Origin of the sequence: Thioalkalivibrio sp. ALJ24 (assembly GCF_000377785.1) — a bacterium.
In the GTDB taxonomy this organism is placed as follows: Bacteria; Pseudomonadota; Gammaproteobacteria; order Ectothiorhodospirales; family Ectothiorhodospiraceae; genus Thioalkalivibrio.
This window is the reverse complement of record NZ_KB898731.1, coordinates 64,624-79,715: the sequence shown is the minus strand read 5'-3', so window position 1 is coordinate 79,715 and position 15,092 is coordinate 64,624. Positions and strand designations below refer to the sequence as shown.

At 72.0% G+C, this 15,092-nt stretch carries 16 protein-coding genes and 1 riboswitch; of the genes, 12 read left to right on the top strand and 4 right to left on the bottom strand.

Going from position 1 to position 15,092, the window contains the following annotated elements:
- Positions 1 to 20: 20 nt before the first annotated feature.
- Genes D571_RS0111225 through cobJ form a run of 7 tightly spaced genes read left to right on the top strand, consistent with a single transcriptional unit; the run spans position 21 to position 6,457 of the window.
- The gene (locus tag D571_RS0111225) at positions 21 to 1,139 is read left to right on the top strand and encodes a cobalt-precorrin-5B (C(1))-methyltransferase (RefSeq protein ID WP_018936786.1); all 1,119 of its coding nucleotides are present in this window, start codon (positions 21 to 23) and stop codon (positions 1,137 to 1,139) included.
- Positions 1,136 to 2,077 carry an ABC transporter ATP-binding protein gene (locus D571_RS0111220; RefSeq protein ID WP_018936785.1) on the top strand — a complete coding sequence of 314 codons (942 nt, stop codon included), beginning with the start codon at positions 1,136 to 1,138 and terminating at the stop codon, positions 2,075 to 2,077. The genes D571_RS0111225 and D571_RS0111220 overlap by 4 nt, the downstream gene beginning before the upstream one ends.
- Entirely contained in the window at positions 2,074 to 2,859 is a 786-nt protein-coding gene (locus D571_RS0111215) for an ABC transporter permease (RefSeq protein ID WP_018936784.1), read from the top strand. The genes D571_RS0111220 and D571_RS0111215 overlap by 4 nt, the downstream gene beginning before the upstream one ends.
- On the top strand, positions 2,856 to 4,280 hold the full coding sequence (gene cobG, locus D571_RS0111210; RefSeq protein WP_018936783.1) for a precorrin-3B synthase: 1,425 nt from the start codon (positions 2,856 to 2,858) through the stop codon (positions 4,278 to 4,280). Before D571_RS0111215 ends, cobG begins: the two co-directional genes overlap by 4 nt.
- Positions 4,267 to 4,908, top strand: a complete 642-nt coding sequence (locus D571_RS0111205) for a precorrin-8X methylmutase (protein ID WP_018936782.1) — start codon at positions 4,267 to 4,269, stop codon at positions 4,906 to 4,908. Before cobG ends, D571_RS0111205 begins: the two co-directional genes overlap by 14 nt.
- Positions 4,905 to 5,690: a precorrin-2 C(20)-methyltransferase gene (locus D571_RS0111200; RefSeq protein WP_018936781.1), complete on the top strand. Its 786-nt coding sequence runs from the start codon at positions 4,905 to 4,907 to the stop codon at positions 5,688 to 5,690. Before D571_RS0111205 ends, D571_RS0111200 begins: the two co-directional genes overlap by 4 nt.
- A complete protein-coding gene (gene cobJ / locus D571_RS0111195; RefSeq protein ID WP_018936780.1) occupies positions 5,687 to 6,457 on the top strand; it encodes a precorrin-3B C(17)-methyltransferase in 771 nt (256 codons plus the stop codon). The genes D571_RS0111200 and cobJ overlap by 4 nt, the downstream gene beginning before the upstream one ends.
- Here the strand turns inward: cobJ and D571_RS0111190 are convergent.
- On the bottom strand, positions 6,430 to 7,248 hold the full coding sequence (locus D571_RS0111190; RefSeq protein WP_018936779.1) for a cobalt-precorrin-6A reductase: 819 nt from the start codon (positions 7,246 to 7,248) through the stop codon (positions 6,430 to 6,432). The two genes, cobJ and D571_RS0111190, sit on opposite strands and share 28 nt — an antisense overlap.
- Positions 7,249 to 7,252: 4 nt before the next feature.
- Here D571_RS0111190 and D571_RS0111185 point away from each other — a divergent pair, with 4 nt between their 5' ends.
- Genes D571_RS0111185 through cobM form a run of 3 tightly spaced genes read left to right on the top strand, consistent with a single transcriptional unit; the run spans position 7,253 to position 9,728 of the window.
- Positions 7,253 to 8,497 (top strand): bifunctional cobalt-precorrin-7 (C(5))-methyltransferase/cobalt-precorrin-6B (C(15))-methyltransferase, encoded by a 1,245-nt coding sequence (locus D571_RS0111185; protein ID WP_018936778.1) that lies wholly within the window; start codon positions 7,253 to 7,255, stop codon positions 8,495 to 8,497.
- A gap of 29 nt (positions 8,498 to 8,526) precedes the next feature.
- A complete protein-coding gene (locus D571_RS0111180) occupies positions 8,527 to 8,964 on the top strand; it encodes a cobalamin biosynthesis protein (RefSeq protein ID WP_018936777.1) in 438 nt (145 codons plus the stop codon).
- Entirely contained in the window at positions 8,964 to 9,728 is a 765-nt protein-coding gene (cobM, locus tag D571_RS0111175) for a precorrin-4 C(11)-methyltransferase (RefSeq protein WP_018936776.1), read from the top strand. The genes D571_RS0111180 and cobM overlap by 1 nt, the downstream gene beginning before the upstream one ends.
- Positions 9,729 to 9,930: 202 nt before the next feature.
- Here cobM and D571_RS0111170 read toward each other — a convergent pair whose 3' ends face one another.
- Both D571_RS0111170 and D571_RS0111165 read right to left on the bottom strand, forming a co-directional pair.
- Positions 9,931 to 10,497 (bottom strand): cytochrome c, encoded by a 567-nt coding sequence (locus D571_RS0111170; RefSeq protein WP_018936775.1) that lies wholly within the window; start codon positions 10,495 to 10,497, stop codon positions 9,931 to 9,933.
- 19 nt (positions 10,498 to 10,516) lie between these two features.
- Positions 10,517 to 11,632, bottom strand: coding sequence for a porin (locus D571_RS0111165; RefSeq protein ID WP_026287801.1), 1,116 nt, complete (start codon positions 11,630 to 11,632; stop codon positions 10,517 to 10,519).
- A gap of 125 nt (positions 11,633 to 11,757) precedes the next feature.
- Positions 11,758 to 11,989, bottom strand: a riboswitch (cobalamin riboswitch).
- 175 nt (positions 11,990 to 12,164) lie between these two features.
- Here D571_RS0111165 and D571_RS0111160 point away from each other — a divergent pair.
- Positions 12,165 to 13,166 (top strand): cytochrome-c peroxidase, encoded by a 1,002-nt coding sequence (locus D571_RS0111160; RefSeq protein ID WP_018936773.1) that lies wholly within the window; start codon positions 12,165 to 12,167, stop codon positions 13,164 to 13,166.
- A 92-nt stretch (positions 13,167 to 13,258) separates the two neighbouring features.
- Here the strand turns inward: D571_RS0111160 and D571_RS0111155 are convergent, their stop codons facing one another.
- Positions 13,259 to 13,531, bottom strand: coding sequence for a DUF4399 domain-containing protein (locus tag D571_RS0111155; RefSeq protein ID WP_018936772.1), 273 nt, complete (start codon positions 13,529 to 13,531; stop codon positions 13,259 to 13,261).
- 154 nt (positions 13,532 to 13,685) lie between these two features.
- Here D571_RS0111155 and gltX point away from each other — a divergent pair, with 154 nt between their 5' ends.
- Entirely contained in the window at positions 13,686 to 15,092 is a 1,407-nt protein-coding gene (gene gltX / locus D571_RS0111150) for a glutamate--tRNA ligase (RefSeq protein WP_018936771.1), read from the top strand.

Here is a 15,092-nt window from a genome sequence, read left to right as displayed (position 1 = left end):
CGGGCGCGCAACCCGGAGCGATGCGCGCGGAGAGCCGCGACGGCACCGCGCCGCTGCGCACCGGCCTGACCACCGGCACCAGCGCGACCGCGGCGGCCCTGGGGGCGGCGCGGCTGGCGCTGGGCGGCGGCGCGACCACGAGCCAGGAGGTGGTGCTGCCGCGTGGCCAGGTGGTCAGCCTGGCGCTGGCGTCGCTGGAGCGGGTTCCGGGCGGTGCCGAGGCGGCGGTCATCAAGGACGCCGGCGATGATCCCGATGCCACCCACGGCGCCTGGATCCGCGCGCGGGTGGAACCACGGCCGGATGCGGGGGTGACCTTCGTCGCCGGGCCCGGGGTGGGCACGGTGACCCGCAGCGGTCTGGTGCTGCCGCCGGGGGAACCGGCGATCAACCCGGTGCCGCGGCGGATGATCACCGACCACCTCGAACGCCTGGCCCGCGAGCTGGACCATGCGGGCGGGTTCCGGGTCACGCTCGGCGTGGATGGCGGCGAACGCATCGCCCGGCGCACCATGAATCCGCGCCTCGGCATCCTCGGCGGCATCTCCATCCTCGGCACCACCGGCATCGTGCGGCCCTTCTCCTGTTCCGCCTACATCGCCTCCATCCACCAGGCCATCGACGTGGCGCGGGCCAACGGCCTGCGGCAGGTCGCCTGCTGCACCGGCGGCACCAGCGAACGCACCGCGAGCGAGCGCTACGGGCTTGACGAGATGGGGCTGGTGGAGATGGGCGATTTCTTCGGCGCGGCGCTCAAGTACCTGCGGCGCCAGCCGCTGCCGCGCGTCGCGCTGGTGGCGGGCTTCGCCAAGCTGGGCAAGTTCGCCGCCGGGCACCCGGATACCCACAGCCGCAGCAGCGCGATCGACCTGGATTTCATCGCCGCCACCGCCGCGGCCGCCGGGGCGGATGCCGCGCTGGCGCGGCGGATCCGCGGCTGCAACACCAGCATCGAGGCCCTCGCCGCCTGTCAGGAGGCCGGCGTGGCACTGGGGGACCGCATGGCGGCGCTGGCCCTGGAACAGGCGCGCAGCTATCAGCTGCCCGACACCACGCTGGAGGTGGTCGCGGTGGATCGCCAGGGCCGGGTGGTGGGGACGGCCGGCGACCACGACCATGCCACGGGGGTGACGCGATGAGCGCCCCGGCCATCGCCATCGACGACCTCGCCAAGCGCTATCGCGGTGGCCGGGTCGGCCTGGACGGGGTCAGCCTGCACGTCGAGCCGGGGGCGTTCTTCGGCCTGCTGGGGCCCAATGGCGCCGGCAAGACCACCCTGATCGGGCTGCTGACCTCGCTGCTGCGCCTGGAGCGCGGCACGGTACGGATCTTCGGCCACGATGTCGCGCGCGAGCCGGTGGCGGCGCGGCGTCTGGTCGGTCTGGTGCCGCAGGAGGTCAATTTCAACAGCTTCGAGCCGGTGGGCGAGATCATCGAGACCCAGGGCGCCTACTACGGACTGTCGCCGCGCCAGGCGCGCCGCCGCACCGACGAACTGTGCGAGCGCCTGGGGCTGGCCGACCGCCGCCGGCAGACCGCCTGGGGGCTGTCCGGGGGCTTCAAGCGGCGCCTGCTGCTGGCGCGCGCGCTGGTGCACCAGCCGCGCCTGCTGGTGCTGGACGAACCCACCGCCGGCGTCGACCTGGAGGCCCGCCACGACCTCTGGACCCTGCTGCAGGAACTGAACGCGGATGGCGTGACCATCCTGCTGACCACGCATTACCTGGAGGAGGCCGAGCGCCTGTGCCGCGAGCTGGCCATCATCGATGGCGGGCGCATCATCGCCCGCGGCGGCACCGGCGAGCTGCTGCGCGGGCTGCGCTTCCAGACCCTGGTGGTGGAACTGGCAGAGCCGCTGGCGCGGCCCGGGGAGCTCGCGCTGTCCGCCGGCACCCTGCGCCCGGTGGATGCGCACACCCTGGAGGTGGACGTGCCGCGCGGCACCGAGCTGAACCCGGTGTTCGCCGAACTGACCGCCGCCGGGGCGCGTATCGCCGGGCTGCGCGAGAAGGGCAATCGGCTGGAGACCCGCTTTCTCGAACTGCTGCGCGAGCGCGGCGGGGAGGGCGCGGCATGAGCCCGCTGCACAACGCCGCGCTGTACTGGTACGCCTGGCGCGGGCTGGTGGTGAAGCAGGTGCGCCGCTTCCTGCGCGGCTGGGTGCAGAACCTGCTGCCGTCGCTGGTGACCGCGGTGCTGTTTCTCGCGGTGCTGGGGCATCTGGTGGGGCGCGAGATCGGCACCCTGGGCGGCGTGCCCTATGCCGACTTCATCCTGCCGGGCCTGGTGATGCTGGCGGTGGTCACCAACGCCTACGGCAACAGCAGCCTCGCGCTGTTCGGCGCGCGCCTGCAGCGCCACATCGAGGAGATCCTGGTGGCGCCGATGCCGGCGTGGCTGTTGGTGGCCGGGTTTGCCACCGCCGGGGTACTGCGTGGGCTGCTGGCCGGGGCGCTGGTGCTGGCGGTGGCGCTGCCGTTCAGCGATCTGCAGCTGCACCACGCCGGGGCGGTGCTGGGGATCGCGCTGCTGACCGCGGTGCTGTTCTCGCTGGCGGGGCTGATCAACGGCCTGTACGCGCGCAGCTTCGACCACACCTCGGTGATCAGCACCTTTGTGCTTACCCCGCTGATCTATCTCGGCGGGCTGTTCTATCCGGTGGAGCGCCTGGCCGATCCCTGGCAGGGGATCGCGCAGCTGAACCCGCTCTATTACGTGATCGAGGGCTTCCGCCACGGCCTGCTGGGGGTCAGCGCGGTCGCCTGGACCACGACCTTCGCGGTGCTGGCCGCCGCCTGTGTGCTGGTGGCGGGCGGGGCCTGGTATCTGCTGGCCCACAGCCGGAGGCTGCGCTCATGAACCGTCCGGCGGCGCCGCAGCCGCCGCGGGTACGCGGGGCCTGTCCCGGGGTGGCGGCGCCGATGGCCACCGGGGACGGCTATCTGCTGCGCCTGCGCCACCCGATCGGGGGCCTGGGGGCGGCCGCCGCGCGGGTGCTGGCGGACACCGCGCGGCGCCTGGGCAACGGCGAACTGGAACTGACCCTGCGCGGCAACCTGCAGCTGCGCGGCGTGGCGGCCGGCGACCTGGACGCGGCGCGCGCGGCCCTGGCCCCCACCGGGCTGGTGGATGCGCAGGCGGAGCGCGAGGCGCGGCGCAACGTGCTGGCGGCGCCGGTGCCGGACCTCGATCCGGAGGCGGTGGACGTGCTGGCCCTGGCGCGCGCGGTGAGCGCCGCGATCGTCGACGAGCCCGCGCTGCGGGGTCTGCCGGCCAAGGTGGGCGTGGTGGTCGACGGTGGCGGGCGTGCCTCGCTGCGCGGGGTGCCGGCGGATCTGCGTCTGGATCCGCTCGCCGGCGCGGGGCCTCGTTTCCGTCTGGCGGCCGGCGGCACCGCGGCCACGGCGACCCCGCTCGGCGAGGTCTCGGCGCAGCACGCCCCGGAGGCGGTGGTGCGCGCCCTGCGCGCGTTTCTCGAGCAGCGCGTCGTGCTGGATCCGCCGCCGGGACGGCTGCGTGACGCGCTGGGCATGCCCGGGAGCGAGGCGCTGCGCCTGCCGGGTTCGGAGGGGGAGACGCCGGGTGCGGTCGCCCACGCCGACACGCCGGTGCGCGCCGGGGACTGGCTCGGTGCGGCGGCCGGCGGAGCCTGGCTGGGGGCGGTCTTCCCGTTCGGCGTGATCGACGCCGACCGGCTGGAGCGTCTGGCCGCGTGGCTGGAGCCGCACGGCGGCGGTCTGCGCCTGACGCCGTGGCGGGCGCTGCTGGCGACCGGCGTGGCCGCGGAGGCCATTCCGGAGCTGCAGCGCCTGCTGCGGGAACTGGGCGCGGTGACCGAGCCGGCCGACCGGCGCCTGGCGGCGGATGCCTGTGTCGGGCAGCCGGGCTGCGCCTCGGCGCACATCGCCGCGCGCAGCGAGGCCGCCGCGCTGGTGCAGCGCATGCCGACCCTGGCCGCGAGCGGGATGCGGCTGCAGGTATCCGCCTGCGACAAGCGCTGCGCGGCGCCGCCGCGGACGGAAGCCGGGGTGGTCGAGTGGATCGCGCGGCCGGAAGGCCATGCCGTGGTGCTGCGCTCGCGACCCGGTGCGGCCCTTGAATGGAGCGGGCTGGCCCCGGCACAGGCGCGCGCCCGGATCACGGCGCTGGAGCGGGCGTTCGCCCGTCAACGCAATGCTGGAGAGGAGTTGCAGACCATGCTGGAACGGATCGGGCCCGAGGCCTGGAATGCCGCGGTGGACGCGGCGCTGTGCGAGGAGCACGAACGTGACGGAGACTGAGGCCTGGCGCTACGAGCGCGACGGGAAGGCGATCTATGCGGAGTCGTTCGCGATCATCCGCGCCGAGGCGGACCTGGAGCGCTTCCCGGCGGATCTGGTGGCGGCGGTGGAACGCATGATCCACAGCTGCGGCATGCCCGATCTGGCGCAGGACATCCGCTTCTCGCCGGGTGCCGGCAGTGCGCTCCGTCAGGCGCTGGAGGCCGGGGCCCCGGTGCTGTGCGACAGCGAGATGGTGGCCCACGGCATCACCCGCGCGCGCCTGCCGGCGGACAACCCGGTGCGCTGCACCCTGCGCGATGCGCGCGTGCCGGAGCTGGCGCGCGAACTGGACAACACCCGCAGCGCGGCGGCGATGGAGCTGTGGCGCCCCGAGCTGGCCGGGGCGGTGGTGGCCATCGGCAATGCGCCCACCGCCCTGTTCCGCCTGCTGGAGATGCTGCGCGACGGCGCGCCGCGCCCGGCGGCGGTGATCGGCATCCCGGTGGGCTTCGTCGGCGCGGTGGAGAGCAAGCAGGCGCTGGCGGACAACCCGTTCGGGCTGGAATACCTGACCGTGGCCGGGCGCCGCGGCGGCAGCGCGATCACTGCCGGGGCGGTCAACGGCCTGGGGAGGGAGCCGGCATGAGTGCGGCGGAGACGAGCGGGCCCGGAACGGTCGAACCCGGAACGATCGAACCCGGGGTGCTCTGCGGGGTCGGCACCGGCCCCGGGGACCCCGAACTGATGACCTTCCGCGCCGCGCGGCGCATCGCCGAGGCGCCGGTGGTGGCGTATTTCTGCAAGCGCGGGACCACCGGGCAGGCGCGGCGCATCGCGGATGCGCACATCGGTCCCGGGCAGATCGAGGAGGCGCTGGAGTATCCGGTGACCAACGAGATCGCCCACGAAGAGGAGAGCTACCGCAGCCGCATCGAGGCGTTCTTCGACCAGTGCGCCGAACGCCTGGCGGCCCATCTGGAGGCCGGCCGTTCGGTCTGCGTGCTCAACGAGGGCGATCCGTATTTCTACGGTTCGTTCATGCACGTGCACCTGCGCCTGCGCGAGCGCTTTCGCAGCGAGGTGGTGCCCGGGGTGATCTCGCCGATCGCCGCGGCGGCGCAACTGCCGGCGCCGCTGGTGATGCGCGACGACACCCTGAGCGTGGTACCGGGGACGCTGCCGGAGGCGGAACTGGAGGCGGCGCTCGCGCCCGCGCAGGCCGCGGTGATCATGAAGCTCGGCAAGCAGCTGCCGAAGATCCGCCGCGTGCTGGAGCGCCTGGGGCTGACCGCGCGCGCCTGGTACATCGAACGCGCGAGTTTCGACGAGGAACGGGTGCGGCCGCTGGCCGAGGCGCTCGAGGAGACGCCCGGGGAGGCGCCGTATTTCTCCCTGATCGTGATCCATGGCGAGGGGGTGCGGCGATGAGCGGGCGTCTGAGCGTGGTCGGGGTCGGACCGGCCGGCCCCGAATGGATCACGCCGGAGGTGACCGCGCTGCTCGCGGATGCCACCGACCTGGTCGGCTACGGGCCGTACCTGGAGCGCGTGGCCGGGGCGCATCACCGCGTGCATGCCTCCGACAACCGCGAGGAACTGGCGCGCGCGGCGCATGCGCTGGACATGGCCGCCGAGGGGCGCGATGTGGCGGTGGTCTCCGGGGGCGACCCCGGGGTGTTCGCGATGGCCGCGGCGGTGTTCGAGGCCCTGGAGGGCGCGGAGCCGGGCCGCTGGGATGCGGTGGCGGTGGAGGTGCTGCCCGGGGTGTCGGCGATGCAGGCGGCCGCGGCGCGGCTGGGGGCGCCGCTGGGCAACGACTTCTGCGCGATCTCCCTGTCGGACAATCTCAAGCCGTGGTCGCTGATCCGGCGCCGGGTGCGGCTGGCGGCCGAGGCCGACTTCGCCATGGCCTTCTACAACCCGATCTCGCGCGCGCGACCGTGGCAGCTGGGTGCGGCGCTGGACATCGTGCGCGAGGTCCAGGGCCCGGACACCCTGGTGGTGCTGGCCACCGCGGTGGGCCGCGGCGAGCGGGAGGAGCTGCGGGTCTCCACCCTCGGCGAGGTGGATCCGGCGGCGGCCAACATGAGCACGCTGGTGATCGTCGGCGCCGCCTCCACCCGGGTGCTGGAACGCCCCTCCGGCCGGCGCCATGTGTACACCCCGCGCTATGTCGAGTCGGCGGAGTCGCGGTGAACGCGCGGGAGGCCTTCCAGCCACTCCAGGGCCGCCTGCGGGGCGTGGAAGCGGGGCACCCCGGGGGCGTCCGGCGGCCGGTCCACCATCACCACCGGGATGCCGCGTTCGCGCGCGGCCTGCAGCTTGGGGGCGGTGGCCGCGCCGCCGCTGTCCTTGGTGACCAGCACGTCGATGGCGTGGGTCTCCAGCAGCCGGTGCTCATCGGCCAGGCTGAACGGGCCGCGGGCCCGCAGCCAGGTGACCCGGGGCAGCGCCGGCGGCGGTTCCGGCGGGTCGATGGTGCGGATCACGTAGTCCAGCTCGGACGCGGCCGCGAAGGCCTCCAGGTGCTGGCGCCCGGTGGTGATGAGCACGCGCCGGCCGAGGCCGGGGAGCGCGCGGGCGGCGGCCGCGAGATCGGGAGCGCGGATCCAGCGGTCCTCGGGTCCGGCCTCCCACGGCGGCCGGGTCAGCCGGGCCAGGGGTACGCCGGCGCGGCGCGTGGCGGCGACGGCATTGGCCGAGATCTGCCGCGCGAACGGGTGGGTGGCGTCGACCACGGCGTCGATCGCGTGGTCGCGCAGCCAGGCGGCGAGGCCGTCGGCGCCGCCGAACCCACCCGTGCGCCGCGGCAGTCGCGAGGGTGCGGGCCTGCGCGTGCGTCCGGCCAGCGACACGGTGGCGTGCAGCCGCGGGTGGCCGTCCAGCAGCGGTTCCAGTGCCGCGGCCTCGGTGGTGCCGCCCAGCAGCAGGATCTGCCGCGGGCGCGCCGCCCGGGGGCCGGTATCGGTGGATGAACGGGAGCTCATGAGGATGACCAGTCTAGCCACGAACGAGGAGCGAGAGGAGCGAGCGCCATGGCTGAACATCGTCGGCGTGGGCGCGGAGGGGCTCGCCGGGCTGGCCCCCGATGCCCGCATGGCGCTGGACACGGCGGCGACGGTGATCGGCGGCGCACGGCATCTGGAGATGCTGCCGGAGCGGCCGGGGCAGGAGCGCCTGGTGTGGCCGTCGCCGCTGGAGACCGCGCTGGACTGGATCGAGGCGCGCGCCGGGCAGCCGCTGTGCGTGCTCGCCAGCGGCGACCCCTTCTGGTTCGGGGTGGGCGCGACCCTGATGCGGCGTTTTCTGGTCGCGCAGACCTGCGTCTGGCCGGCGCCCTCGGCGTTCAGTCTGGCCGCCGCGCGCATGGGCTGGCCGCTGCAGCAGACCCGCTGCCTGTCGGTGCACGGCCGGCCGATGGAGGCGCTGCGGCCCTGGCTGCATGACGGCGCGCGACTGCTGATCCTGAGCCGCGACGGGGATACCCCGGCGGAACTGGCGCACTGGCTGACCGGACTCGGCTTCGGCGATTCCACCCTGACCGTACTGCAGTCGCTGGGCGCGGACCGCGAGGCGGTCGTCCGCGCGCGCGCCGGGGCATGGCCGGAGGTCGCGATCGAGGCGCTGAACACCGTGGCGCTGGAATGCCGGGCCGATCCGGCGGCGCAGGTGCTGGCGGCCAGTGCCGGCCGGCCGGAGGCGCAGTTCGAGCAGGACGGGCAGATCACCAAGCGCGAGGTGCGGGCGGTGGCGCTGGCCCTGCTGGCGCCCGGTCGCGGCGAGCGGCTGTGGGACGTGGGCGCCGGCTCCGGTGCCATCGGCATCGAGTGGATGCTGGCGGATCCGGCCAACACCGCCGTGGCCATCGAGCCGCGCGCGGAGCGCCTGGAACGCATCGCGCGCAACGCGAGCACGCTGGGAGTGCCGGCGCTGCGTCCCATCCACGGGCGGGCGCCGGAGGTACTGGGAGACCTGCCGCCACCCGACGCGATCTTCATCGGCGGCGGGCTGACCACGCCGGGGCTGGTGGAGCACTGCATCGACCAGCTGCGCCCGGGCGGGCGGCTGGTCGCCAGCAGCGTGACCGTGGAAGGGGACGCGGTGCTGGCGGCGGCGCACGAGCGCCACGGCGGCGAGCTCACGCGGATCAACGTCAGTCGCGCGGAGCCGCTGGGCGGCATGGCCGGCTGGCAGCCGCTGCGGCCGGTGACCCTGTGGTCGCTGCGCCGGGGCTGAGGGAAACGCCGAGCGGGGCACGTGTCCGGGTGACCCCCGGGGTCGGCTTCGCCTCGGCCTGCACGGCCGGCGAGCTGGAGGCACTGGTCCGCGAGATGCTGGCCGAGGCGCATGCCGGGTTGCGGGCGGGGGGCGGCGAGGCGATCGAGATCCGGCAGCTGGCGGCCCCGGCGCACAAGGGCGACAGCCCGGTGCTGTGGACGGCCGCGCGCGACCTGGAGCTGGAGCCGGTGTTCGCGTCGGCGGCCGCGCTGGCCGCGCTGGCCGCGCGCGACGCGGCCCTGTCCACGGAGTCGGCGCGCTCGCGTGCCGCCGCCGGGGTCGGTTCGGTGGCGGAGGCGGCGGCGCTGGCGGTGGCCGGCGACGGGGCGCGCCTGCTGCTGCCGCGGCGGCTCTCGGCACGGGCGAGCTGCGCGGTGGCCGTGCGGACGGTGAACGGGACAGACGGGAATTTCGAGGAGTTTTGATGACGGTTCATTTTGTCGGAGCGGGGCCGGGTGCGGCCGATCTGCTGACCCTGCGCGGGCGCGATCGCATCGCGGCCTGCCCGGTGTGCCTGTACGCGGGTTCGCTGGTGCCGGAGGCGGTGCTGGAACATGCCCCGGAGGGGGCGCGCGTGGTCAACACCGCGCCACTGACGCTGGACGCGATCATGGAGGAGATCGAACGCGCCCACGCGGCGGGCCAGGACGTGGCGCGCCTGCACTCCGGCGATCTTTCGGTCTACAGCGCGCTGGGCGAGCAGATCCGCCGGCTGGAGGCGGCCGGGATCGAGTACAGCATCACGCCCGGCGTGCCGGCATTATCCGCCGCCGCCGCGACCCTGGGGCGGGAACTGACGGTGCCGGAGGTGGCGCAGTCGGTGGTGCTGACGCGTACGCCGGGACGGGCGTCCTCCATGCCGGAGCGCGAACGGCTGGCGAGCTTTGCCGCCACCGGGGCGACGCTCGCGATCCACCTGTCGCTGCACAATATCGAGACCGTGGTCGAGGACCTGCGGCCGCACTATGGCTGCGACTGCCCGGTGGCGATCGTCTTCCGCGCCAGCTGGCCGGACGAGACCGTGGTGCGCGGTTCGCTGGGGAATATCGCGGAACGGGCGCAGGCCCTGACCACGCGGCGCTCGGCGCTGATCCTGGTGGGCCCGGCGCTGGACCCGGGCGATTTCCGCGACAGTGCGCTGTACGACCCGGCGCACGTGCGCCGTTACCGGGGCATGGACGAGGACTGAACGGCGGCGCCCCCGATCTTCCGCAGACAGGGATCACGCCGGTGAGTGTCGTGGGACACGGGGCTTTTCGCCTGCAAGCAGGCTCCTGCAAGTTGGCGACGATGTAGAGCCTGCTTGCAGGCGAAGGTGGTTCCTTCCCGGTCAGGATGAAGGAAAGGGGCCGCCGGGCGGCGGCCCCGGTTTCCGCGTTTTCCCGCGTGGTTCAGCGGCGGCGGAAGTTGTCGTGGCAGGCGAGGCACTGGTGGCGTACGCCGTTCAGGGCCTCGGTGGCGCGTAGCTGAAAGTCCTCGTCCTCCAGGTCGTCGGCCGCCTCGACCTTGCGTTGCAGTTCAGTGGTGGCCTCGCGGTAGGCTGCCTTGTACTCGGCGAACGCCGGATCCTCCCAGGCCGCGGGCAGGGCCCCGGGTTGGCCGTCCCGCGCCGGTGTCTCGCGGGCGAACCAGGTGTCGATGTCGGCGGCCCCGCGCGCGAGTTCGTCGGCCAGCTCGGGCAGACGTTCGGCGAACGGTGCGTCGTAGCGCAGGATCTGCTCGATGCTGCGGTAGGTGGCCGAGGTGCCCTGCATGCTCTGCTGCCGAAAGCGCTGGAAGGCCTCGGTGGCATCGACTCCGGCCGGGTCGTCCAGGGTCTCCGCGTAGTCTTCGCCCCAGGGGCCCGGCATCGGCACGCTGATCTCGTCTTCCGCGCCGGCGGTACCGGTCGCTGCGAGCAGCAGGACCAGCGACAGGCCGGCCGTCAGCGGCCGGCGCGTGGATGGCATCCGTTTCATGGCGATTCTCCCTGTTTGTTCAGAAGCGGAACTGGTGCTGCAGGTGCAGCTGCCAGTTCGAGGTGTCGGTGTCGCGGTCCAGCCACATGAGCTGGGTCTTCTGCCGCTGCCCCCGGTGGTACCAGTTGAGGCCGGCGCCCCATTCGCGCTGCCAGCGCTCGTCGCCGTCCAGGTCGTCGCCGGCGTCGTGGCGCAGTACCGCGTGGCGAGCGGCGAGCTCGAGGCCCTCCAGCGGCAGCGACTGCGCCAGTTCCAGCTCGGCCCCCAGGTCGTGGTAGCTCGCGGTGCGGTCGGGGGAGACATCGCGGCGGTAGGCCGCCAGCGACAGGGAGGTATGGCCGAACTTGACCACCGCATCGGCGGTGGCGGTGACCCAGTCGGCGCGCTGCCGGTCCACCGTGTCTTCCTGCCCGCGGCTCCAGTCACGCAGGTGGTTGCGGCTGGCGGCCTGCAGGCCGGCGCCCAGGGCTACGGTGCGCTCCACGGCCCGGCCCACCGTGGTGTTGTCGCGCGGGACGGACCCCACCGGGGCCCAGGCGCCGCGGGCGCTGAACAGGTGTCCGGAGGTGGAGGGCCGGTCGTCGCGCTGATCGAGACGGCCGCGGCCATCGAATATCCCGACCGCCCAGGCGCGGTCGTCACCCGCGCCACCCAGCAGGGCGAGGCCGGTGTCGCGTCCGGCCGGGATCTCGAACTGGTTGCCGGCGATGCTCAGTTCGGTGAACAGGCGGTTGGGGCCGCCGATGTCCCGCGCCAGACCGAAGGGCACGGTGAACTGGCCCGCCCGCAGGCCCAGGTGTTCGCCCGGGCCGTATTCCAGCCAGACGTCACGCATGGACACCTCGCCGTTGCTGAAATCCGGCTGCAGGCGAAAGCTCAGTTCGGGGTGGAACAGGGTGCCCGAGGTGTCTAGCCAGGCGCGCCGGAAATCGAATTCGCTGCTGGAACCGTCCGGATCATGCTCGTAGCTGTAACGGCCCTGGATCAGCGGATCCAGAGTGACCTGCAGGCCGTCCTCCGCGTCGCCGAAATCGAAACCGGCCTGCGCCGGCGCGATGCCCGTGGCCGTCACCAGGCACAGGGTAGCCAGAGCCGGCACGGCAGGCCGCCCCGGTCGGAGATGGATAGCTTTCATTGTTGTGATGCTCCCTTGGGCGCGCGACCCCGCACGCCGTGGATGAAACGACACCGGCAGTCGGGCAAGGGAGCAGGGGGAAGGGGGCGGACACACCGGCCCAGTCCCGCTCGGCCGCCCGCCGCGGCGTCGGGTTTCCTCCAGGCCGGTCTCCGGACTCGCGAAGGGGGTGCAGGACACCCCGGGCGGATCGCCTTCCCGCGGGCATCCCGTGGATGCGCCGCAGTGGCAGTGGAGCCGCCTGTCTTCGCCTACCGTTGCGGGGGCAGTGCCGGCGTTGCGAACGTCGATTCACGCACCGGCTTCCCGATTATCCCCGGCGTCGTGGGCCGGGGCACCTGAAGGCGAGCGGACTCTAACCGGGCGGAACCGCCGGAGCAAATCGCGGGCGGGATGATCCATGTCAAGTCTGGACGGGATTGCCCTGCAGAAAGCCCCCCAAACAGCAGGAGCTTCTTTTAGACTGAGTCCACGCATTCTCCTCCGCGCCCCGGACGGAAATGTGTCATCAAAAACAAAAAAGGAGCGCACCATGCAGAACAACCGCACCTTCCGTGGCCTGCTGCTGTCGGCCTGCACTGCGGTGGCCCTGGGGCTGTCGGCCCCCGCGTTCGCCGGTGATTACGACCAGTACCGCGACATGTTCGAGCCGCTGCCGGCCCTGCCGCCGATCCCGGCCGACAATTCCCTGACCGACGAGAAAGTGGAGCTGGGCAAGTTCCTGTTCTTCGAGCCGCGCATCTCCAGCTCGGGCGTGATCTCCTGCGCGACCTGCCACAACCCCGCGCTGGGCTGGGCCGACCGCATCCCGCGCGCCGTTGGGCATGCCGGCCAGGTGGGCGAACGCAACAGTCCGACGGTGCTGAACTCCGGGTTCTTCGAGGCCCAGTTCTGGGACGGCCGCGAGGATGACCTGGAAGGTCAGGCCCTGGGTCCGATCCAGGATGCGGTGGAGATGGCGATGCCGCTGGAGGAAGCGATCGAGCGTCTGGAGGAGTTCCCCGAGTACATCGAGATGTTCGACGCGGCGTACCCGGATTATGACGGCGACAACGTCGTGAACACCGATCACGTGGCCAAGGCCCTGGCCTCGTTCCAGCGTACCCTGAACACGCCAAACTCCGATCTGGACCGCTGGCTGGTGGGTGACGAGGACGCGATGACCGAGCAGCAGAAGCGCGGCATGGCCCTGTTCGCGGACAACGGTTGCGTGGCCTGCCACCGCGGCCCGGCGCTGACGGACTCGAATTTCCACCGAATCCAGGTGCCCGGCTCCGAGGACAAGGGGCGCTATCTGGTGACCGGGGAAGAGCGCGACAAGTACGCCTTCAAGACCCCGACGCTGCGCAACGTGGCCCTGACCTACCCCTACATGAACAATGGAGAGACCGAGACCCTCAAGGAAGCCATCGACATCATGGGTCAGGAGATGCTGGACACCGACTTCACGGAAGACGAGCTGGAAGACCTCGAGGCGTTCATGCACGCCCTGACCGGCGAGATGCCGGACATCACCATCCCGGCGCTGCCGTGATGCACGGGGGATCGCGCGGTACCTGAGCGTTGATGCGAATCCCCTTGTCGCGGCCCCCTCCATGAATGGAGGGGGCCTTTTTGATGGGGCTTCTATTCCACCGTGATGGTGATCTGTTCGGACACCACCGGCGGGTCGAAGCTGATGTGGCGATAGTCCATGAAGAGCAGCTGCAGGGTGTGGGTGCCGCGCAGGCCCATGCGCACATGGATCGGACTCACGACGGTGTCTCCATCCTGCGGACTGATGAAATAGAGCTCCGTACCCTCTGCGGGATCCGTGCGATCAGCGAGCGCCGAGACGGGCAGGACCGGGGTGGCGGCAAGGGCCACGGAACAGGCGATGAAGCTCCGGTTTCGGGTCATCGCATAACCCCCTTATCGGGTTGAAGGGGCCGCGGACAGGCTCCTGGCGGCCCCTGAGGACATTGTAGACCGTCCTCTGCGTCCTGCCGGGGCCACGGGCGCGGTCGTCTGCTACCCTGTGCACCCGTTCACCCAAGCAACCGATGGTCCGAGCATGACCCTGCGTACCCGTTTCGCCCCGAGCCCCACCGGCTATCTGCACATCGGCGGTGCCCGCACCGCACTGTTTTCCTGGCTGTACGCCCGCCACCATGGTGGCGAGTTCGTACTGCGTATCGAGGACACCGATCTCGAGCGCAGTACCGCCGAGTCGGTGAATGCGATCCTCGAGGGCATGAACTGGCTGGGCCTGACCTACGACAAGGGCCCGTTCTACCAGACCGAGCATTTCGACCGGTATCGCGAGGTGATCGATCAGCTGCTGGCCTCCGGCCACGCCTATCGCTGCTACTGCACGAAGGAAGAGCTGGACGCGATGCGCGAGGAGCAGAAGGCACGCAAGGAAAAGCCGCGCTACGACGGCCGCTGCCGCGCACGTACCGAACCGCGTGACGGCGTGGAGCCGGTGATCCGGTTCCGCACCCCGGACGAGGGCGCGACCATCGTTGACGACATGGTGCGCGGCAAGGTGGCATTCCAGAACAGCGAGCTGGATGACCTGATCATTGCCCGCTCCGACGGCTCGCCGACCTACAACCTCACCGTGGTGGTGGACGACATGGACATGGGCATCAGCCATGTGGTGCGTGGCGATGACCACCTGAACAATACCCCGCGCCAGATCAACATCCTCAAGGCCCTGGGTGTGGAACCGCCGCGTTACGGGCACCTGCCGATGATCATGGGGCCGGACGGCGCCAAGCTGTCCAAGCGCCACGGGGCGGTGTCGGTGATGCAGTTCCGCGAGGAGGGCTACCTGCCGGAGGCGCTGCTGAACTATCTGGTGCGCCTGGGGTGGGCCCACGGTGATCAGGAGATCTTCTCGCTGGACGAGCTGGTACGCCTGTTCGATATCGAGGACGTGAATCAGTCCGCCTCGGCCATCAACCCCGACAAGCTGCTGTGGCTGAACCAGCACTACATCAAGACCCTGGATCCCGACCATGTGGCGCTGGAGCTGGGATGGCACCTGGGCCAGCTGGGCGTGGATCCCGCCGAGGGGCCGGAACTGCGGCAGGTGGTGCTGGCGCAGCGGGAACGGGCGCGTACGCTGCGCGAGATGGCCGAGAACAGCGTGTATTTTTACCGCGACTTCGACGACTACGATCCGAAGGCCGAGCGCAAGCAGCTGACGCCCGATACGCGCCCGGTGCTGCAGACCCTGCACGATGGCTTCAGTGCCCTGGGGGCCTGGGAACAGGAGGCCCTGCACGAGGTGGTGCAGCACACCGCCGAACGCCTGGACCTGAAACTGGGCAAGGTCGCGCAGCCATTGCGTGTCGCGCTGACCGGGGGTACGGTATCTCCACCGATCGACGACACGCTTGTGCTCATCGGGCGCGAGCGCGCGCTGGAGCGGATCGAACGGGCGATCGCGAGAATTTCCGCGCAGGCGGGTTGA